The sequence below is a fragment of the Pseudomonas arsenicoxydans genome, from assembly GCF_006438915.1.
Classification (GTDB): domain Bacteria; phylum Pseudomonadota; class Gammaproteobacteria; order Pseudomonadales; family Pseudomonadaceae; genus Aquipseudomonas; species Aquipseudomonas arsenicoxydans_A.
This window is the reverse complement of sequence record NZ_RCZE01000009.1, coordinates 59,132-77,603: the sequence shown is the minus strand read 5'-3', so window position 1 is coordinate 77,603 and position 18,472 is coordinate 59,132. Positions and strand designations below refer to the sequence as shown.

General features: G+C 60.0%; 17 protein-coding genes. 10 read left to right on the top strand and 7 right to left on the bottom strand.

What is annotated here, in order from left to right:
* The first annotated feature begins 12 nt into the window (after positions 1-12).
* On the top strand, positions 13-789 hold the full coding sequence (locus EAH78_RS19305; RefSeq protein ID WP_140668942.1) for an SDR family NAD(P)-dependent oxidoreductase: 777 nt from the start codon (positions 13-15) through the stop codon (positions 787-789).
* A 40-nt stretch (positions 790-829) separates the two neighbouring features.
* Positions 830-2,416, top strand: coding sequence for a class I adenylate-forming enzyme family protein (locus EAH78_RS19300; RefSeq protein WP_140668941.1), 1,587 nt, complete (start codon positions 830-832; stop codon positions 2,414-2,416).
* 84 nt (positions 2,417-2,500) lie between these two features.
* Here EAH78_RS19300 and EAH78_RS19295 read toward each other — a convergent pair whose 3' ends face one another.
* Together EAH78_RS19295 and EAH78_RS19290 are read right to left on the bottom strand one after the other, a co-directional pair.
* Positions 2,501-3,352 carry a hypothetical protein gene (locus EAH78_RS19295; RefSeq protein ID WP_140668940.1) on the bottom strand — a complete coding sequence of 284 codons (852 nt, stop codon included), beginning with the start codon at positions 3,350-3,352 and terminating at the stop codon, positions 2,501-2,503.
* A 16-nt stretch (positions 3,353-3,368) separates the two neighbouring features.
* Positions 3,369-4,187 (bottom strand): DUF2092 domain-containing protein, encoded by an 819-nt coding sequence (locus tag EAH78_RS19290; protein WP_140668939.1) that lies wholly within the window; start codon positions 4,185-4,187, stop codon positions 3,369-3,371.
* A 315-nt stretch (positions 4,188-4,502) separates the two neighbouring features.
* On the opposite strand from EAH78_RS19290, the gene EAH78_RS19285 reads away from it, so the two are divergent.
* On the top strand, positions 4,503-5,180 hold the full coding sequence (locus tag EAH78_RS19285; protein ID WP_140668938.1) for a DUF3313 domain-containing protein: 678 nt from the start codon (positions 4,503-4,505) through the stop codon (positions 5,178-5,180).
* 44 nt (positions 5,181-5,224) lie between these two features.
* Positions 5,225-5,683, top strand: a complete 459-nt coding sequence (locus EAH78_RS19280) for a glycine zipper 2TM domain-containing protein (RefSeq protein ID WP_140668937.1) — start codon at positions 5,225-5,227, stop codon at positions 5,681-5,683.
* Positions 5,684-5,692: 9 nt separating this feature from the next.
* On the opposite strand, the gene EAH78_RS19275 is transcribed toward EAH78_RS19280, so the two are convergent.
* On the bottom strand, positions 5,693-6,505 hold the full coding sequence (locus EAH78_RS19275; protein WP_240051905.1) for a transporter: 813 nt from the start codon (positions 6,503-6,505) through the stop codon (positions 5,693-5,695).
* 227 nt (positions 6,506-6,732) lie between these two features.
* On the opposite strand from EAH78_RS19275, the gene EAH78_RS19270 reads away from it, so the two are divergent.
* The 3 genes from EAH78_RS19270 to EAH78_RS19260 all read left to right on the top strand — a co-directional run bounded on the left by EAH78_RS19270 (position 6,733) and on the right by EAH78_RS19260 (position 10,418).
* Positions 6,733-8,346, top strand: a complete 1,614-nt coding sequence (locus tag EAH78_RS19270; protein WP_140668936.1) for an arylsulfatase — start codon at positions 6,733-6,735, stop codon at positions 8,344-8,346.
* Between the two features lie 80 nt (positions 8,347-8,426).
* On the top strand, positions 8,427-9,695 hold the full coding sequence (locus EAH78_RS19265) for an OmpP1/FadL family transporter (RefSeq protein ID WP_140668935.1): 1,269 nt from the start codon (positions 8,427-8,429) through the stop codon (positions 9,693-9,695).
* A 48-nt stretch (positions 9,696-9,743) separates the two neighbouring features.
* Positions 9,744-10,418: a DUF3313 domain-containing protein gene (locus tag EAH78_RS19260; RefSeq protein WP_140668934.1), complete on the top strand. Its 675-nt coding sequence runs from the start codon at positions 9,744-9,746 to the stop codon at positions 10,416-10,418.
* Between the two features lie 141 nt (positions 10,419-10,559).
* On the opposite strand, the gene ligD is transcribed toward EAH78_RS19260, so the two are convergent.
* Genes ligD through EAH78_RS19245 form a run of 3 tightly spaced genes read right to left on the bottom strand, consistent with a single transcriptional unit; the run spans position 10,560 to position 15,516 of the window.
* Positions 10,560-13,136 carry a DNA ligase D gene (gene ligD, locus EAH78_RS19255; protein WP_140668933.1) on the bottom strand — a complete coding sequence of 859 codons (2,577 nt, stop codon included), beginning with the start codon at positions 13,134-13,136 and terminating at the stop codon, positions 10,560-10,562.
* Positions 13,133-14,128, bottom strand: a complete 996-nt coding sequence (locus EAH78_RS19250; RefSeq protein WP_140668932.1) for a methyltransferase — start codon at positions 14,126-14,128, stop codon at positions 13,133-13,135. The genes ligD and EAH78_RS19250 overlap by 4 nt, the downstream gene beginning before the upstream one ends.
* 11 nt (positions 14,129-14,139) lie before the next feature.
* Positions 14,140-15,516, bottom strand: coding sequence for an iron-containing redox enzyme family protein (locus tag EAH78_RS19245; RefSeq protein ID WP_140668931.1), 1,377 nt, complete (start codon positions 15,514-15,516; stop codon positions 14,140-14,142).
* A 194-nt stretch (positions 15,517-15,710) separates the two neighbouring features.
* Here EAH78_RS19245 and EAH78_RS19240 point away from each other — a divergent pair, with 194 nt between their 5' ends.
* Positions 15,711-16,142: a cupin domain-containing protein gene (locus EAH78_RS19240; RefSeq protein WP_140668930.1), complete on the top strand. Its 432-nt coding sequence runs from the start codon at positions 15,711-15,713 to the stop codon at positions 16,140-16,142.
* Between the two features lie 150 nt (positions 16,143-16,292).
* On the opposite strand, the gene EAH78_RS19235 is transcribed toward EAH78_RS19240, so the two are convergent.
* Complete coding sequence (locus EAH78_RS19235; RefSeq protein ID WP_140668929.1) at positions 16,293-17,018, bottom strand: tellurite resistance TerB family protein; 726 nt, start codon at positions 17,016-17,018, stop codon at positions 16,293-16,295.
* A 283-nt stretch (positions 17,019-17,301) separates the two neighbouring features.
* On the opposite strand from EAH78_RS19235, the gene pcsA reads away from it, so the two are divergent.
* The gene (gene pcsA / locus EAH78_RS19230) at positions 17,302-18,024 is read left to right on the top strand and encodes a phosphatidylcholine synthase (protein WP_140668928.1); all 723 of its coding nucleotides are present in this window, start codon (positions 17,302-17,304) and stop codon (positions 18,022-18,024) included.
* 6 nt (positions 18,025-18,030) lie between these two features.
* On the top strand, positions 18,031-18,417 hold the full coding sequence (locus tag EAH78_RS19225) for a DUF488 domain-containing protein (RefSeq protein WP_140668927.1): 387 nt from the start codon (positions 18,031-18,033) through the stop codon (positions 18,415-18,417).
* The last annotated feature ends 55 nt before the right edge of the window (positions 18,418-18,472 follow it).

Here is an 18,472-nt window from a genome sequence, read left to right as displayed (position 1 = left end):
AGGACACTTTTCATGCGTATTCAAGACAAAATCATCGTGATCACTGGCGGCGCTTCGGGCCTGGGCCTGGCGACTGCACACTACATGGCCGGCGAAAAAGGCGCCCGCGTGGCGATTTTCGACCTGAACATCGAAGCCGGTGAAAAAGCCGTGGCCAGTATTGGCGGCGATCGCGCGATGTTCGTGCAAACCGACGTCAGCGACGAAGCCTCGGTGCAGAACGCCGTCAATGCAGTCATGGCGAGGTTCGGCGCCATCCATGTGTGCATCAACGGCGCTGCCGTGCCGACCGGTTTCAAAGTGCTGGGCCGTGAAGGCAAGGCCGCCCCGCTGGCCCGTTTCGCCCAGGCCACCGCGATCAACCTCAACGGTGTGTTCAACGTCATGTCCAAGTGCGCCGAGCACATGGCCAACAACGAAGCCGAAGCCGGCGAAGAGCGCGGCGTGGTGATCAACGTGTCGTCCGGCGCGGCTTATGAAGGCCAGGTCGGCCAGTGCGCCTACGCGGCCACCAAGGCTGGCGTGATCGGCATGAACATGCCGGCCGCTCGTGAACTGGGCGAAATTGGTGTGCGAGTCAATGCCATCGCTCCGGGATTGTTCCTGACCACCATGGTCGCCGGTCTCGACGAGAAGATTCTCAACTCGCTGAAAGAGCAGATGGAATCGCCGAAACGCCTGGGTGACATGCGTGAGTTCGCGCATTGCTGCGCGTTCCTGATCGAAAACGCCTACGTCAACGGCGAGACCATCCGCCTGGATGCCGCCTCGCGCATGCGTGCCCGATAACTCGCACTACGGCCTTCTGGAGCTATTGGAGCGGTCCACCATGAAAATGAATTTTAGCCGGGTCATGCGCTTGCTCGCGCTGCGTCATCGCGACCAGGAAGCCATCGTCAACATCGAGCGTAACCGGCGCTACACCTACGAGCAGTATCACCTGCTGACCAACCGTATCGCCGATGTCCTGCGCTCGATGCTGCAAGTACGCGCAGGCGAACGCTTCATGCTGATCCTGGAAAACGACAACCTCAGCCTGATGATGTTTCCCAGCACGTTCAAGCAGGAAGGCACGGTGGTCATGACCAACCTGCGCGACCCGCTTGAAGAGCATTCGCGTCAGGTCGATCTGGTCAAGCCCCGGGTAGTGTTTCTCGAAACCCGCTTGCTGGACAGCTACTACGGCATGTTGCGCCACCGTGGCTGCGAGATTGTGGTCATGGACCCGCCCACGGCCGAGCAGGCCAGCCTGCCCGGGGTTCACAGCTTCTGGTCGCTGGTGGATGCTGCGTCCGACCTCGACAACGATGTGAGCCTCGATACCGATGAGCACCTCTGCATGTTGCGCTTCACCGGTGGCACCACCGGCAAGGGCAAGTGCGCGATGTACTCGATCGACAACTGGATGGCCTGCCGTGATGCGGCGTTCATCAACACCGATTTGAGCTTGAATAGCGCGACGCGGCTGTTGCATGTGTCGCCGCTGTCCCACGGCACGATCATGCTGTTTTTCCCGACGTTCTATGGCGGCGGTACCAACCTGACCATGAACCAGCTGGACATGGAGGCCTGGCGTCAGCAGGTTGAAAAGGAGCGTGTGACCCACTCCTTCCTGGTGCCGACCGTGTTGTATCGCTTGCTGGAAATGCAACGCGCCGCGCCCAAGGATTTTTCCTCGCTGAACACCTTGATCTACGGCGCCGCGCCGATGAGCCCGGACAAGCTGGGCGAACTGGTGGAATGCTTCGGGCAGATTTTTGTCCAGGGCTACGCCGCCACCGAAACGCCGATGGTCATCGCCGCGCTGGACAAGGCCTCGCACCAGCCGGGCAATGCCACCGCGTTGCAACGCTTGTCGTCGGCCGGTCGTCCGACCCCCGGTGTGGAAGTGTATATCGCCGATACCGACGGCACGCCGCTGCCTATTGGTGAAACCGGCGAGATCCGCATTCGCTGCAAAGCCGTGATCAAAGGGTATTACGAGAACCCGGAAGCAACGGCCGCCGAGTTCGACGACGGTGCGTGGAAATCCGGCGACCTGGGGTACATCGACCGCGATGGTTTCCTGTACATCGTCGACCGGCTCAAGGACATGATCATCAGCGGCGGCTTCAACGTCTACGCCGTAGAAGTCGAAGCGGCACTGGCGGCACATCCGTCGGTACTGATGGCGGCCGTGGTCGGCATACCGCATGCCGAATGGGGCGAAGCCGTCCACGCTGAAGTGATCCTGCGTCAGGGTGAATCGGTGACTTGCGAGGAGTTGATTGCCCAGACCCGCACGCGACTGGGCGGCTACAAGGCGCCGAAAACGCTGGTGTTCGTCGATGAGTTGCCGCTGTCGGTGGTCGGCAAGGTGCTGCGCCGCCAGGTACGGGAAAAGTACTGGAAAGGATCGTTGCGTAACGTCAGCTAAGACTCAGCCAGCGTCTGTCCCGGGTCATATTGACCCGGAGCAGACGCGGCTGAATTCGGCGCAGCTATGGTTTGCAGAGGCTGATCAAGGCGCCGGCACCACGGTGTAGAAAACACCGTTGGCGCCATAGGCAGGTCGCAGCCAGGAGTTGCCGCATTCGTAGAACGTGCCTTGGGGCATCGTCTGCAAACCACATCCGGATGGCAGGGTGGCAAAGGTTGCGCCCATGGGCATGGTTGACGGTGCCGTGGCCACCATGCCAGCGTTATATCCAGCGCCGTAGGCGTTGTTGTTGTCATTCTGGTCGACCGCTGTCGCCACCGCCGCCCCCGCTACTACACCCACCGCTGCCGCAGCGGCTGGATTGACACCCTCGTCATAACCACAGTTATAGCAACCGCTGCTGGCAACCACTGCGGTTGGCGGATGGTAGTAGGTCGTTCCGTATGGAACAGAATGGTAAGCGGTCGTGGTCGTGCCATATCCCGGCGGATGGTAAGCCGTCGTGCCATAGCCATCGTCGTGGTAGCCAGCGGCGGTAGCGCCGTTTTCACCTTGTGCATGCCACGCACCCTCCCCGCCGGAAGCTGTTCCGCCTTCGGCACCCGTACCGTGCCAGGACCCATCACCACCGGAGGCAGTCCCGCCGGCTTCACTTCTGCCGCTCCAGCTACCCTCGCCACCGGACGCCGAACCGCCGCGAAAACCGGAACCGCTCCAACTGCCGTCACCACCGGAAGCCGACCCGCCGCGATTGCTTTCGCCGCTCCAACTGCCACCGCCGCCCGACGCCGAGCCGAAATCGCCGGAGTGACTCCACGAGCCACCACCGCCAGAAGAATGTCCCCACGCCGAAGCACGCGACCAGGCTGCCGCCTCGTTACACGCCAGTGCCCCGAGTAACAGGCCAGCGAACATCAAGGTAGATCTGTTCATGATTCAACCTCCTCGTTCAGGGTTTGGCGACTGGTGCTTTAACGCCTTGCGGGGCAATCAAACCGGGCGGCGGTGAAAACTGAATCCGATGCGCCGACTCGATATGGTCAGGTTTGAAAAAGTCCGCCGACATCGCCGAACTGAGCTTCCAGTCACTGAATTCGACCTGGTGCCGGGACCGTGTCGGGTCATCGAGAAACACCGCGCGCATCATGCGTGGTAGCTTGTCCTCAGTGCCGATCCAGGCCTGGACGAACACGCTGTCGTTCGTATAAGCGATCACATCAGTGGTGGTATCGCCGACCACCGTGGATTGACCGATGTAAAAAGCCACTCGCATGCCCTCGGACAAATCTTTATACGGGTCCGCGACGATGACGTCGGTAAACGGGAAATAGATGGCGGCCCGCCGGTACGCAGCCTCCAGCGTCGCATCGATGGTCGGTGGCGCATCCGCTTGTGCGAGCAGGTTGTCTTTGCGCTCATAGGCATAGGCTTTCTTGCCATCGTAATAAAACTCGGTGGCCGGGCCGTCGCCTGAGGTCAAGACACGCAGGCGATCCGGACGCTGTTCGTTGACCAGCGCCACCGTGCTATAGGCCAGTGGCGGCCCCAGTCGGCTGGGTTTTTCGTAGGTGGTGACCGCTTTGAAACTCAGGCCCTGTGTGCCGGTGAGCCTCGCGCTCATGGCCTTGAGAATATCCAGCGCCTTGGGCTCCAGTTGCGTTGCGGGCGCATCGACGGCGGGCGCCTGTGCGGCATACAACGGGGTCGCGAACGCAGCGATAACAACGCTGAGCGAAAGCCAGCGGACATGCTGTTGGAGGGTGGGCATTGTGTGTTCTCCACGAGGCCGCGCGTTTAACGACTGGCCACAAAAGTGACGTCGCAACGAGTTCATATCCCGATGAACACGCTTCGATGATCCATGCCTTGCACCGGTTTGCAGTCATTGGCCCCCCGGATACATCAGCAAAGCTCAGTTTTATGGCATTCGCCATTCCATCGAGAAAAATTCGGGCGATTCAGCGCAAGAATCATCGGCGCGCACCGTATTGCGCTGGATATTTCAGCATTGCTACCTACGCTCTCCAAAACGCTATTCGGTTTGCTACCGGGCAGTTCGACTTTTTCCATGGAGCACACACTCATGTACCCATCCCGAAACTTGCTTATCGGCGCCGCGTTGGCCGGCCTCCTGCTCGCTGGTTGCACCTCAAAAGTCACGGAGGCAACGCAGTATTCCGGTTTCCTGCCGAGCTACAACGACTTGAAGGAAGTCCAAACGCCCAGCGGGGGCACGGCCATGCGCTGGGTCAGTCCGACGTGGAACCCGAACGCCTATGACACCGTGGCATTCCGCACGCTGGAGTTCTATCCCGCGCCCAAACCCAATGAGCGAGTCAATCAGCAGACGCTGGCCGACTTGCAGAGCTTCATGACCAGCAGGGCCAAAGCCGTACTGGGCCAGAAGTACCGGATAGTGTCCAACGTGAGTGAAGCGCGGCGCGATTCAAAACCCCTGATCCTGCGGGCCGCCATCACTGGCGTCAGCGCCTCGAACGAAGGCATGAAGTGGTATGAAGTGGTGCCGGTGGCAGCCGTTGTCGGCGCGACACAGGCCGCCACCGGTCATCGGGATCAGGACACCAACCTGTTCATCGAAGCCGAGCTCATCGATGCGAAGACCAATGAGCCTGTGGTCAAGGTGGTGCGCAAGATATTCGGCAGCCAACTCTCGAACGAGAGTCAGCAAATCACCACCAAGGACTTCAAGGATGCGATCGAAAAGCTGAATGCCGATATCTGGGCGTTCATTCGCAGTTGAGTCCGGTTTGAATCGTTGTTTACGACACTGAAGAGGTACACAGCATGAAAGCAATCCTGTCCTGGATGACCGTCACGTTGGCGGCTGTATTGATCAGCGCCTGCTCCGCCGTGGGCTCCACCAATGGCGGTGCCGGCGAGATCGAGATTCGCTCAGGGAAGATCGAGCAGATAACGCTGACGCAGATGCAGACCAATCACGACAGTGGTATCGGCGCGGTCCTCGGTGGCGTTGGCGGTCTCGCTCTTGGCAGCTTGATCGGTCATGGCACCGGGCGCGATGTCGCCATGGTTGCCGGTGCCCTCGCCGGTGCGGCAGGCGGCAATTACGCCGAGAAGAAAAAGTACGACCAACCGGTAGAAGCACAACAGATAATCGTGCGGACCAGAAGTGGCGTGCTGGTGTCGGTGACCCAGCCGATCAATCCGAACCTGAGCAGAGGCATGAACGTGTATATCCAGGGTTCAGGCAATGAAGCCCGTGTGGTACCGCAAGGCAGTTAATGCGGGCCCTTACTTGGGAAACAGCAGCGTAATCGCCGCACGAAAGCCCCAGCCCCGAGCGCCGTCCTCGGGGCTGTCGGCCCAATAGCGCGGGCCGGCCTGAAGGGTCAGTGGCTGGCCTCCCAGCTTGAGCAACTGCGTCACCGTGGCGTTGACCGGTACGGCCCATTCCTTGGTCTGCCAGTTGTAGATCGACTCGGTGTTCACGCCAAACGTGGTGTAAGTGTCGGTGGTGTACGACCAAAACGGTTGCAAGTACGTCTGGTTGACCTTGGGTGCATTGGGCTGCTCGCCGCTCAGGCTCCAGATGTGATTGGCGAGGATGCCTCGGGTCCAGCCGTTTGATTGCTTCAGCGCCACCACGGTCGGCCCGGCGCCCCACTGCCGACTGCTCAGCAACCTGTCACTCCCTGTAGGAATCAGCAACGCCGGCCCGGCGCCAAGAATCCAGCCGCTGGCCGTCGGGTCCTTGGGCGAGAAGAAAAAACTTTGGGTCACATCACCGATGCCGGACTTGTCCGCCGCGCCATCTGGCGCCAGGCCATGCTGGTCAATCACCGGCAGGATCGTGCGCGAGATCAGGTTCCAGTGGTCATTCAACTCGAAGGGCAGCACCGGCTGGATGTTGGTCACGCTGTGCATGCCCTCCCCCGTGGGCCCCATCTTCTGATCCCAGGTGTACTGGATCGGCAGGCTGTACATCGCCGCGACCGGATTCAGCGATTTTTTCGCCAGCTCCGCAGAGTCCTCCGCGTGAGCACCACTCACCCCGAGGAAAAGGGCACAGGGCAATAGGTAATGCGTCGATCGAAAGTTCGACATGTTCAAGCGCCCATGTGGTTTGAGTCTCAGCAAAGTGGGTGTTTATGGCGATCGCCATCTCACCACGCTATCAATCGATCGTCTTAAGCAGGTTTAGCAGCTTTTTAGGTAGCTGCTTCTGGAAATTTTTCAATATCTACCTACGCTCATCGCGGGGGATCCAATATTTCAGGAGGAGCCGGGGGGCTTCTTTTCAGCATGCTCACAGCAGTACACAGGATCTCGATATGAACCGGAAAAAAATAGGCTCCGTACTCACAACGCCACTGCTGTTGTCTGCAATGTTTATCTCCGGCATGACTCACGCCGCCGATAAGCCACCCAATATTTTGGTGATCATGGGCGACGATATTGGCTGGTCCAACATCGGCGTCTACAACCAGGGCATGATGGCCGGTCGCACTCCCAATCTCGATCAGCTCGCCAATGAGGGCATGCGCTTTACCGACTATTACGCCGAGGCCAGTTGCACCGCCGGGCGCGCCAACTTCATCACCGGTGAACTGCCGATTCGCACCGGCATGACCACCGTCGGCCAGGCCGGTTCTCCCGTTGGCATTCCTGACGAAGCCGTGACAATCGCCACCGCCCTGAAATCCATGGGTTACGCCACCGGCCAATTCGGCAAAAACCATCTGGGCGACCTCAACCAATTCCTGCCCACCGTCCACGGTTTCGACGAGTTCTTCGGTTACCTCTACCACCTCGACGCCATGGAGGACCCGGCTCACCCCAACTATCCGAAGGAGCTGCTGGACAAGGTCGGGCCGCGCAACATGGTCCACAGCTGGGCCACCAACACCGATGACACCACGGTCATGCCGCGCTGGGGCAAAGTCGGCAAACAGAAAATCGAAGACGCCGGCACGCTGTATCCGGAGCGGATGAAAACCATCGACGACGAGATTCGCGACAAAACCTTCAGCTTCATCGACAAGGCCAAGCAGGACAACAAACCGTTTTTCGTCTGGCTCAATCCGACCCGCATGCACATCGTTACCCACCTCTCCGACAAGTACGAAGCCATGCGCAATTCGGAAAATGGCTGGTCGGAACAGGAAGCCGGCATGGCTCAACTGGATGATGTCGTCGGCGATGTTATGGCCAAGTTGAAAAAAGACGGCATGGATGACAACACCATTGTCATTTTCACCACTGACAATGGCGCGGAAAACTTCACCTGGCCGGACGGTGGCACCACCCCGTTTGCAATGGGTAAAGGCACCGTAATGGAAGGCGGTTTCCGAGTGCCGGCGATTATTCGCTGGCCGGGCAAAGTACCGGCCAATCAAGTCGCCAACGGCATCATGTCGGGTATGGACTGGTTCCCGACTCTGGTCGCCGCGGCGGGTAACCCGAACATCTCCACTGAACTGCTCAAGGGCAAACAACTGGGCGATACCACCTACAAGGTGCACCTCGACGGCTACGACCAGACGCCGATGATTACTGGCAAAGGCCCGTCCAACCGGCATGAAATCTTCTACTTTGGTGAAAGTACACTGGGTGCAGTGCGTATTGATGATTACAAATATCGCTTCATTGACCAGCCTGGCGGCTGGATGGGGGCCAAGGTCCCCATGGATGTACCGATCCTGACCAACCTTCGTCTCGACCCGTTCGAACGCATGGGCTGGCCGGAAAACCAGTCAGCACAGGGCTCGCAACAGTACTTCGACTGGTTCAAGTTCCAGTTCTGGCGCTTTGTGTTTGTCCAGCAGCAGGTGGCCAAACTGGCTGAAACCGCGATCGAGTTCCCGCCGATGCAAAAAGGCGCGAGCTTCAACCTCGATTCGGTCAAGGCCAAAATCGCAGCGGCTCGGGCGGAAATGGCCAAGTAGGTTCAGCGAATCACGGGCGTCCGCGTTGGCCGCCCGTGTTCACTGATGGACGTTTATTGACGCAGTAAGAAGGAATTCAAATGCAGATAAAAACCTCCGCCCTCCCCGCCGTCACCGTGCTCGCCCTGTGCTGTCAGCAAGCCTGGGCCGGCGGCATCATGCTTTACGAAATCGGTACGGATAACACCGGCCTGGCCAACGCCGGCGCCGCTGCCCGTGCTCAAGGCCCCTCCACCATCGCCAGCAACCCGGCGGGCATGAGTTACTTGCCGGGCACGCAGATCACCGGCGGTTTGCAAGTGCTTTACGGTAACGTGTCCTTTGATCGCGATTCCGGCACCAATACCCCTGGCAGCGGCAGTGGCAATGCCCTCGATCCAATGCCAGGCGGCAGCTTCTTCATCACCCATGAACTCGACGATCACTGGAGCGTCGGTTTCGGCCAGTACGGCGATTTCGGCCTGGCGGTCAATTACGACAACGACTGGTCCGGGCGCTACTTCACGCAAAACGCCAGCCTGTTGGGTTTGTCCCTGGTGCCCAGCGTGGCGTATCGCTTCAATGAGCAATGGTCGGTCGGCGTTGGCGTCAAGGCCATGTATGGCATGTTGCAGGCGGACACCGCCATCGACCGCTCCCCCTTGGGTTTCACCGACCGCGCGGACGGCCAGTACAAATACAAGGACGGCACTTGGGGCTACGGCGCTAATGTGGGGGTGATCTATGCCCCGCAAGCCGGCACGCGCATTGGCCTGACCTACACCAGCAAGGTAGACCTGAATTTCGAAGACCGGCTGGATGTGAAAGGCGATGGCCGACTGCTGGACCGCATCAACAACACCAATACCAAACTCGACGTGACGGTACCGCAAACCGTCACCCTGAGCCTGTACCAGCAACTGGACCGGCAATGGGCGTTGCTGGCTTCGGCCAACTGGCAGGACTGGTCGGAATTCGGAGACATCGGGGTACAGGTCGACACCACGGCAGCGGGGGCGCAATCGACAACGATCAACGCCGGCTTCAAGGACACCTGGCACCTCTCCCTTGGCGCGCAATACCAGGCCACCGAGAAATGGTTATGGAACGTCGGAATGGCGTACGACAGCAGCGCAGTGTCGGACAGTAATCGCAGCGTAATTGTGCCGATGAACGAAACCTGGCGCATTGCGACGGGCGCCACCTATGCTCTTGACAAGGACACCGACGTCAACGTCAGTTGGGCCATGGTCTGGCTCGGTGACATGCCCGTCGAGCAGACTAAAACCGTTTCGGGCAATCGGATCTCCGGTCAATTCGACAACGCCTGGATTCAAGCGCTGACCGGGAACATGACTTGGCGTTTCTGATTCGTTACGAATGAACAACACGACTCAAACCATGGAGTAAAACCCACTATGAATCTGTCTCGAAACTTGCTCATCGGTGCAGCAATGACCGGCGTCTTGCTGAGCGGTTGTACCTCGAAAGTCACAGAGAAGGCGCAGTACTCCGGCTACCTGTCCAGTTACAACAACCTGCAAGAAGTCGAAACGCCTAGCGGTGGCACGGCGATGCGCTGGGTGAGCCCGTCGTGGAACCCGAATGCGTATGACACCGTGGCGTTCAACAAGCTGGAGCTCTATCCGGCGCCGAAACCCAATGAGCGGGTGAATCAGCAGACACTGACCGATATTCAGAACTACATGACCAGCAAAACCAAAGCCACGCTGGGCACCAAATACCGGATTGTGCCGAACACCGCGTCGGCACCGGCCGGTTCGAGAACGCTGGTGATGCGCGCAGCCATCACTGGGGTCAGCGCTTCGAACGAAGGCATGAAGTGGTATGAAGTGGTGCCGATCGCTGCCGTAGTCGGCGCGACTCAGGCAGCCACCGGTCACCGTGACCAGGACACCGAGCTGTATATCGAAGCGGAACTTATCGATGCCAAAAACAACCAGACCGTAGCCCGTGTGGTGCGCAAGGTATTTGGCACCACACTGGAAAACGAAAGCCAGAAAGTCACTGCCAAGGATTTCAAAGTGGCCATCGACAAGCTGAACTCGGATCTCCAGGCGTTCATCAAGTAATGCCAGCCTGTTAAACCGTGACACTGAGCTGTGGCGAGGGAGCTTGCTCCCGCTGGGTCACGAAGTGGCCCCAAAAAATGGGCCTGCTTCGCAGTCCAACGGGAGCAAGCTCCCTCGCCACAGATACCCATGCAACACCCACTATTTTTTCATCCCCACGCGCCGCCGCATCTCGGCCGTAATCGACTGCCGGGTTTTCTTCAGGTCCGCCCAAGGCTCGTCACCCACTTCGGCCAGGCGCTCATGCACGTTGTGCACGTTCCATTGATTGCCGCCCTTGAGCTCCGCCACCTCCTCGCGAAAGACCGGCACCGATACCGGCAGCCCTTCACGTGTGCGCACCGCGTACGCGCAAATGGTGGTAGCACCCAGACCGTTGCGCAGGTAATCGATGAAGATCCGCCCTACCCGGTTCTTCGGTCCCGACACGGCGGAAAAACGCTCCGGCAAGAGCTTGGCCATGTGGTTGACAATCGCATGGCTGAAATCCTTCACCTCGTCCCAACCGAGCTTGCGGGTCAACGGCACCACCAGGTGAATGCCCTTGCCGCCGCTGGTTTTGAGAAACGCCTTGAGCCCCAGTTCATCGAGCACCGTCAGCGTCAGCTGGGTCGCCTCGACCATGCTTTTCCAGGGCAGCGCCGGGTCCGGGTCGAGGTCGAGCACAAAGCGGTCAGGCCGGTCGAGGTGGTCGGTGGTGGCATTCCAGGTGTGCAACTCCACGGTGCTCATCTGCACGGCGCCGATCAGCGCTTCGGCGTTGTTGATGATCATCACCGGTTGGCCGGTGAGTTCCTTGTCCAGCGTGGTGATGCCCGGAATGGCCAGGCGTTCGGCGTTCTTCTGGAAGAACAACTCGCCGGCAATACCGTCCGGCGCGCGCACCAGCGCCACCGGGCGGTCCTTGAGCTCGGGCAGAATCCACTCGGCAACACTGGCGTAATACTCGGCCAGTTGCACTTTGGTAGTGCCGCTGGAAGCGTCGATCACACGGTCCGGGTGGGTGATGCGCACCTTGCCCTCGCCCAGACCGATCTGCGACGGCGCGGGCGGGTCGCTTTTCTTTTTCGCCGCTGCGGAGGTTTTTTTCTCTGGGGTCTTCACCACGTTCGGGCGCTCCTCGGTGATGCTGTCGGCGGGTTTGTCATCGCGCAAGCCATGGAACACCGCATGACGCACCGAGCCGTCCTTGGTCAGCTCAGCGAAGGCCACTTCCGCCAGTAGCGTGGGTTTGAGCCAGTGCACACCCTTCGCTTCAAAACCGGTCGGCGGATTGACCACCGCGGCCTTCTTCGCCTTCAGCGGTTTCAGCTGCTCGTAGATACGTTTGAGGGTCGTTTCGTTGAACCCGGTGCCGACCTTGCCGGCATAACGCAACTTGCCGCTGTCACGGTCATGCAAGCCGAGCAGCAACGCGCCGAACGCGTTGCGCGAACCTTTGGGGTCGGTGTAGCCGACCACCACAAATTCCTGACGGTGTTTGCACTTGAGCTTGATCCAGTCGCCGCTGCGCCGGGACACATAAGGCGAGCCCAGACGCTTGCCAATCAGTCCTTCCATCTGCATCTGGCAGGCGCTGTTGAGCAAGGCTTCCGGCGCTTCACTGAACGAATCCGAGAAGCGTAGCAACGGGTCATGATTGGCGTTGAGCACGGTCGACAGCGCCACCCTGCGCTCTTCGACCGGTACCTCGCGCAGGTCCACGCCGTTGAGGTACGGCAGGTCGAACAGGTAGTAGAGGATGTTGGCGCTGGCACCGGCGTCAAAGGCATTTTGCAGCGCCTGAAAGTCCGGCACGCCCTGTTCGTTGGCCACCACCATTTCGCCGTCAAGCCAGGCCGATTCGAGGCCTAGCGCCGCTAACGCTGCGGCTTGCCGGGGCAATTTGTGGGTCCAGTCGTGACCGTTGCGGGTGAACAGCTTGACCTCGTCGTGATCGATACGGGCCATGATCCGGTAGCCGTCGAACTTGATTTCATAGCTCCACTGGCCGTCCGGGGCCTTCTCCACCAGCGTCGCCAATTCCGGTTTGAGCTGGTCTGGCAGTTGGGCTTTGCGGGCGCCGGTAAGTGGCGCCGCTTTCTCGGGCACAGCCTTGCGCGCGGGTTGCTTGACGGCTTTGGGTTTAGTCGTCGACGTCGATTTTTTGGCGACGATGGTCCGGTCACTCAGCACACTGTCGGGCTCGGCCGCGACCACGTCGTAATCGCTTTCGGGTTTGGCTGCGCTGTCCTGATGCTTGATCAAAAACCATTGTTCCTGCTTGCCCGGCATGTGCGTGCGCACCAGGTTCCACAGGCCGCCGAGCTTCTCGCCTTGCAGTTCGAACTTGAGCTTGCCCTTGGCGTAGGCCTTGGCCGGATCCTCCTGTGGAATCCACACGCCTCGGTCCCAGACGATCACATCGCCGGCGCCGTAATGCCCTTCGGGGATGCTGCCTTCGAAGGTCGCGTAGTCCAGCGGATGGTCCTCGACGTGGACCGCCAAGCGCTTGACCTTGGGGTCGAGCGACGGACCTTTGGGCACCGCCCAGCTCTTCAGCGCGCCCTCGAGTTCCAGGCGAAAGTCGTAATGCAGGTGCGAGGCATCGTGCTTCTGAATGCAGAATTGCAGCGCATGGTCTTTCCCGTTGTTTTTGCCCGTGCGTTTTTTCGCGGCGGGCTCAGAGGTCGCCGAGAAGTCGCGCATGCGGTTGTAGTCATCGAGGTTCTTGTTCATGGCGCACCCGCTGCCGACTCAACCGTCCCCCCGATGCCGGGGCCGACCCGTGTGACGACCAGCGCCACCACGGCAATCCGTTCCACCCGTTGATAGCCCTGCGTCAGCAGTTCTTCGCCGAACACATCGGGATCGAGTTCGCGGTAGGTCCAGCCAAACATCGGCGACGCCAGGCGCGGGGTCAGCGCTTGCAGGAAAGGATCGTGGCCATCGATCATCGCCACTCCGGTGTACAGCACCAGCGAACCACCGGGCGCCAGTCGATTCAAGGCTTGCTCGACGATGCGCAACGACAGTTGCGCGCCGAACGCCCCGCCGCCATGGCGGTATGCCCGCTCGGCCGGGTCGGCCATGTAGGGCGGGTTGGCGACGATCAGGTCGAACTGACCGTCGACGTCCTGCAACACATCGCTGGCCTCGACGCTGACATTGGCCACTTCGGCGAGCGCGGCATTGATCGATGTCAGGCGCAGCGCTGCCGGGTTGATGTCCAAGGCCAGTACCTCGGCTTCACGGCGGGCGCGGGCAATCACTATTGCGCCGACACCGGCACCACAACCGATGTCCACGGCACGGCGGATCGGCGCGAAGTCCTGTTGCAGATGGGCATGAATCAGTTGCGCAAACCGGTAGGTGTCCGGACCGAAAAACACCGCGTCCGCTGCGTCGGTGGGAAAGGCGGAATGCACGAACAGCAGATCATCCAGGCTCGACCAGCGTACCCGGCTTTTCAGGTGGCCGTTGCTGGCTTCGAGCATGCCAGCCTGTTCCAACTGAAGTTGCTCAGCCGCTGGCAACAGGCCCGGCTCGAACGGCTGGGACCAACCGAATACATCGCGCAGGGTCTGGGCCTGTCGTCCGAAGGAACGATCAAGCACACGCTGATGCGTCAGCGGCGTTGGCGTGATGAATCGATAGCCGTCAGCTTGCAAACGGCGCCCCAGTTGCAGCAACGCCAGATCCGCAGCGTCCATGTGTACTTCCTGATTCATGAAAGGCTCCTTTACCGAAGGCTGGACTTGAGCTCGATGAATAGGCGCGTGGCCAGCAGGCCGGCGGGATGGGAATGGCGCTGCGCCGACAGCCACGGGATCAACACCTGCATCTGCTCGGCAGCGGCCCGCCCCTTTAATGCCGATTGCAGGCTCTGGACATCCGGATCGCTGAGCGGTAATACGGGTTCCACGGCGTCTTGATTGCTGCGGCGATAGGCAGGTGGCGGGCACTCAGGCGTCCACTCGCCGGCTATCCAGTCGTGCAGCAGTTGTTTTTCATAAGGGCTGAACACCCCAAACATCGCCGCGCCGTCACCCTCGATCAACTGCCAGAAACGGCTGGCCTGCGGATCCTGGTGACGCTTGATCCAGCCCTTGTTTTCCAGGGCGGTGAGAAAGCCCGGCAACTGCTCTGGCACCGATAACCATTGATTGACGGTCTGGCCTTCGAAACGGCAGTAGTCGGAATGCATGTGCTGGCCGAACGGGCGTTTGCGTTCCAGCATGCTCAGCACTTCGCCGTAGAGGTCGAACGACTCGATGATTGCCCGACTGCCCTGCCCCAGATCATTCAGCCGATAGCCCAACGCGACCCGCCGCAGAAATTCGTCGCGATCGCCTTCCAGTGGCATCAGTTGCGACACCGACTGCACCGCTTTGTGCGCATGGCCGGTGCTGGCGTTGTCGATGGTCACGTGCAGGGTGAAGTAATAGGGATCGATGCCGAGCTCGGCCAGTTCATAGGCGCTGATCAACAGATGCAGCGGCAGTTGTTCATAACCCAGGTTGTAGCCGATCACCTCGGGTAAAAATTCATCTGCGCACTCACCCAACGCCAACTGGATCGCGCCTTGCAGGTAATGCTCGTCGGCGATGACACCGCTGTCCTGCAAGCCCAGCTCGGCCAGCAGTCTGCGATAAATCACCACATGATTCTGCGCCGGGTTGCCATCGCCCAGTTCTTCCAGATAGGTGCACATCAGCCCGTCGAAACGCGGGTCGCGCCAGTGTTGCAGCAACCCGTAAAGCCACGCGCCGTCCACCAGCTTGGTCGGGGCGACGGCTTGCAGGAAAAACAGGGCGTGAGCCTTGTTGCTGAAGAACTGCCGCCCGCCCCCTGCTTTACGGGCTTTGAGGTAGTCAGCGTATTGGCGAGCCACTTCGGCAAAGTGCTGTTCGACGAAACATTGCAGGGCCGACAGGTCTTCAGGCATCTCCTGTGGCAGGTCCGCAGCTTGCTGAAGTTGTGCCTGCAGAAAGGTTCGGGCCAGTGGCTGAGCATTGTCGCCCAGCAGCAATTGCTCGTAGGTTTGCATCAGGCTGCCGGCGGCAGAGAACGCCTGCTCATGGGCAGGCCGGGATTGAAGTCGTGTCAGGGCAGTCATGGGCGCATCTCTCGGTCTATGGCCAGTGGCAGGACGTTGAAGCAGCACGTCTCTACATCAGCAGAGCGATGGCGCCGGAGAAAAATTCAATCGGCGTTGAAATTGCCCGGACAGACGGCCCTGTGGCCCGGGCAGCGACAGGCCGGCGAGTGAATATACTCAACAGGTGCGGGTTCATCCTTGGGAGAGCAATCATGCGAACGGTTCATGTCATCGAGTCGGCCACATCGCCGGCACCGGTGAATGTCGTCGGCGAGACGATCACGATTCTGGCCGGCGGTGATCTGAGCAAACCTTTTGAGATGCACATTCAGGAAGGCGTGCAAGGGGGAGGGCCACCGCTGCACTTTCACCCGTGGGACGAGGCGTTTTATGTGGTCGACGGTCAGGTTGAAGTGACGGTGGCAGGCGTGTCCAACAGGGTCTCTGCCGGGGGGTATGTGCATATTCCCGGCGGGGCGATCCATGCTTACAAGAACATCAGCCAGACGGCGAAAATGATTGGTGTGGTGTCAGATCCGCGGGGTGGGCAGTTCTTTGCGGCGATGGATCGGTTGCGGGTGCCGGAGGATTTGCCGCGGATACTGGAGATTGCCGAGGCGTATGACGTTACGTTTTTGGTGTGACTGGTTTCGGGCAAGCCGGTTGACCGCGTTATCGTTCTTTCGCGAGCAAGCCCGCGCCCACATTCGACCGAGTTCTACCTGAAGCACGCGGTCAAATGTAGGAGTGAGCCTGCTCGCGGTAGCAATTTCATGGACAAAACAGCTTTTGTGTCAGGCCACACCACCCTTGGCCTGCTGCTCCAGATGCACCTGCAATTCAGGCTCTATCTTCAGCGCCACCGCCAGCTCATCCAGATAGTTACGCTCAGCCTCCCCCTGATCATTCACCAGCATCACACTGGCCAGGTACATTTCCGCCGCAATAGCCGGATCGTTGGTTGCCGACAGCGCTACATCGTTGGCATCCAGCGGTCGGGCGACCTCTTCATCCAGCCATTGTTGAAGGTCCGGGTCATCGGTGTGTTTGCCGATTTCAGAGCTGATCATCTGCTTTTCGGCGTCATCGATCTGGCCATCGGCCTTTGCCGCCGCAATCAAGGCACGCAACACCGCATGGCTGTGATCCTCGACGTCCGGGCCGGACAACAGATCCACCGTGCGCGGCGCCTGTTGCGGGGCCGAGGCCTGACTGCGCTGCCAGGCCTGATACGCCTGAAATGCCATCATTCCCAAAGACGCCAGGGCCGCATAGTTGGTGCCGCCACCGGAGCGAGTCTGGGTCGAACCGCCCGTAGGTGAACCGCCGCCGAGCAAACCACCGAGCAAGCCGCCCAGGCCGCCGCCAGCACTTGAACCGCTCCCACCGCCCATCAGGCCACCCAGCAAGCCGCCAAGTCCACCGAGCGGATCCTGAGACGACGCGCTGCCGCCGCCCTGTTGCCTCATCGAGCCTTGGCCGGCCCGCAATAACTGTTCAAGCAGATCGCTGGTGTTCATGACGACGTCCTCATCAAAAAGTAATTAAGTCAGGCAACGATAGTCCTCGCCGACCAATGCGCCAACACCGTTGGGCTGCTGAAATCAGACTGGGCACCGGCGTCCGTTTTTCCTCGACCGACGGATTTCATCCGGGGTATTTTCTTGCCATGCAGCTAAGATTTATAGACGGTGAACCTTATCCCCGGATTCCCGGTCGATACCTGCTACCCGACCCGGTTTGCCGACACCCCCACTTGAAGGGGTGATAACAGGCTTGCTTCACTTTCTGGAGAACGCCCCCGTGATTTCGACCGTACACATTGCCAGGCTCAAAGCATGGGGCGCCCATGGTTTTACCGCCACCGGCGTGGTGACCGCCTTCCTCGCCACCCTGGCCCTGCTGGAAAACCAGCCGACCCACTGCCTGCTGTGGCTGGGCGTCGCGCTGATCGTCGACGGGCTGGACGGCGCACTCGCGCGCAAGGTCAATGTGCAATCGGTGCTGCCCAGTTTCGATGGCTCGATCCTGGACCTGGTGATCGACTACCTGACCTATGTGTTTATCCCGGCGCTGTTCATCTATCGCTACATCCCGCTGCCGGACTACACGCTGCTGCTGACCGTGTCGCTGATTCTGGTGTCGTCGCTGTTTTGCTTCTGCAACGTCAACATGAAGAGCAAAGACAACTACTTCCAGGGCTTTCCGGCGGCGTGGAACGTGGTTGCGCTGTGCCTGTACATCATCGCGCCGTCGCCGTGGATCACCTTGCTCACTGTCATCGGACTGGCCTTGCTGACCGTGACCCGGATGAAGTTCCTGCACCCGTTTCGCGTGCGCCGCTTCATGCCGATCAACATCGCCGTGACGGCGATCTGGCTGCTGTGCAGTCTGTCCCTGGTGATCAATCATCCGGTCATCAACCCGATGGTGATGGGGCTTTGGTTGCTGATGTCGGCGTATTTTTTGGGGATCTGCATCTGGCGCACGGCACTGGAGTGGTTTGACGGCTCGCGTCACTCCTAACCCGCCATGGCCATTCATATCATTCGACTCGGCTCACCGCGCATGCCTGATGAAGGCTTGCGCCTGGGCACGGTCCGCCGCCCGCCCCGTGGCGTACCGAAGGCCGAGTTTGCCAGTCGTGATTTTTATGATGTGTGGCAACCGCTGCTGTCGCCGAGCGCGGAATTGGTCGCCGAGGCCAAAGCGGCCACCGATGAAAAAGCCTGGGAAGCCTTTAAACGCAAGTTCAAGGCTGAAATGAACCACCCCGCGCCGAGCCAGTTACTCGACTTGCTGGCCGCCCTCTCCCATCAATCCTCATTGGCCGTTGGTTGTTACTGCGAGGAAGAAGCGCACTGCCACCGCTCGGTATTGCGCGAACTGCTGGCGGCCCGAGGCGCCAGCATTCAGTAAATCCATAAACACCACAAAACCCCTGTGGGAGCGGGCTTGCTCGCGAAGGCGGTGT

Coding starts and splice junctions, on each gene's coding strand:
- EAH78_RS19275 (WP_240051905.1), bottom strand. CDS start 6,505: ATGTCGAACTTTCGATCGACGCATTACCTATTGCCCTGTGCCCTTTTC.
- EAH78_RS19270 (WP_140668936.1), top strand. CDS start 6,733: ATGAACCGGAAAAAAATAGGCTCCGTACTCACAACGCCACTGCTGTTG.
- EAH78_RS19305 (WP_140668942.1), top strand. CDS start 13: ATGCGTATTCAAGACAAAATCATCGTGATCACTGGCGGCGCTTCGGGC.
- EAH78_RS19260 (WP_140668934.1), top strand. CDS start 9,744: ATGAATCTGTCTCGAAACTTGCTCATCGGTGCAGCAATGACCGGCGTC.
- ligD (WP_140668933.1), bottom strand. CDS start 13,136: ATGAACAAGAACCTCGATGACTACAACCGCATGCGCGACTTCTCGGCG.
- EAH78_RS19295 (WP_140668940.1), bottom strand. CDS start 3,352: ATGAACAGATCTACCTTGATGTTCGCTGGCCTGTTACTCGGGGCACTG.
- EAH78_RS19250 (WP_140668932.1), bottom strand. CDS start 14,128: ATGAATCAGGAAGTACACATGGACGCTGCGGATCTGGCGTTGCTGCAA.
- EAH78_RS19280 (WP_140668937.1), top strand. CDS start 5,225: ATGAAAGCAATCCTGTCCTGGATGACCGTCACGTTGGCGGCTGTATTG.
- EAH78_RS19265 (WP_140668935.1), top strand. CDS start 8,427: ATGCAGATAAAAACCTCCGCCCTCCCCGCCGTCACCGTGCTCGCCCTG.
- EAH78_RS19245 (WP_140668931.1), bottom strand. CDS start 15,516: ATGACTGCCCTGACACGACTTCAATCCCGGCCTGCCCATGAGCAGGCG.
- EAH78_RS19285 (WP_140668938.1), top strand. CDS start 4,503: ATGTACCCATCCCGAAACTTGCTTATCGGCGCCGCGTTGGCCGGCCTC.
- EAH78_RS19240 (WP_140668930.1), top strand. CDS start 15,711: ATGCGAACGGTTCATGTCATCGAGTCGGCCACATCGCCGGCACCGGTG.
- EAH78_RS19235 (WP_140668929.1), bottom strand. CDS start 17,018: ATGAACACCAGCGATCTGCTTGAACAGTTATTGCGGGCCGGCCAAGGC.
- EAH78_RS19300 (WP_140668941.1), top strand. CDS start 830: ATGAAAATGAATTTTAGCCGGGTCATGCGCTTGCTCGCGCTGCGTCAT.
- EAH78_RS19225 (WP_140668927.1), top strand. CDS start 18,031: ATGGCCATTCATATCATTCGACTCGGCTCACCGCGCATGCCTGATGAA.
- EAH78_RS19290 (WP_140668939.1), bottom strand. CDS start 4,187: ATGCCCACCCTCCAACAGCATGTCCGCTGGCTTTCGCTCAGCGTTGTT.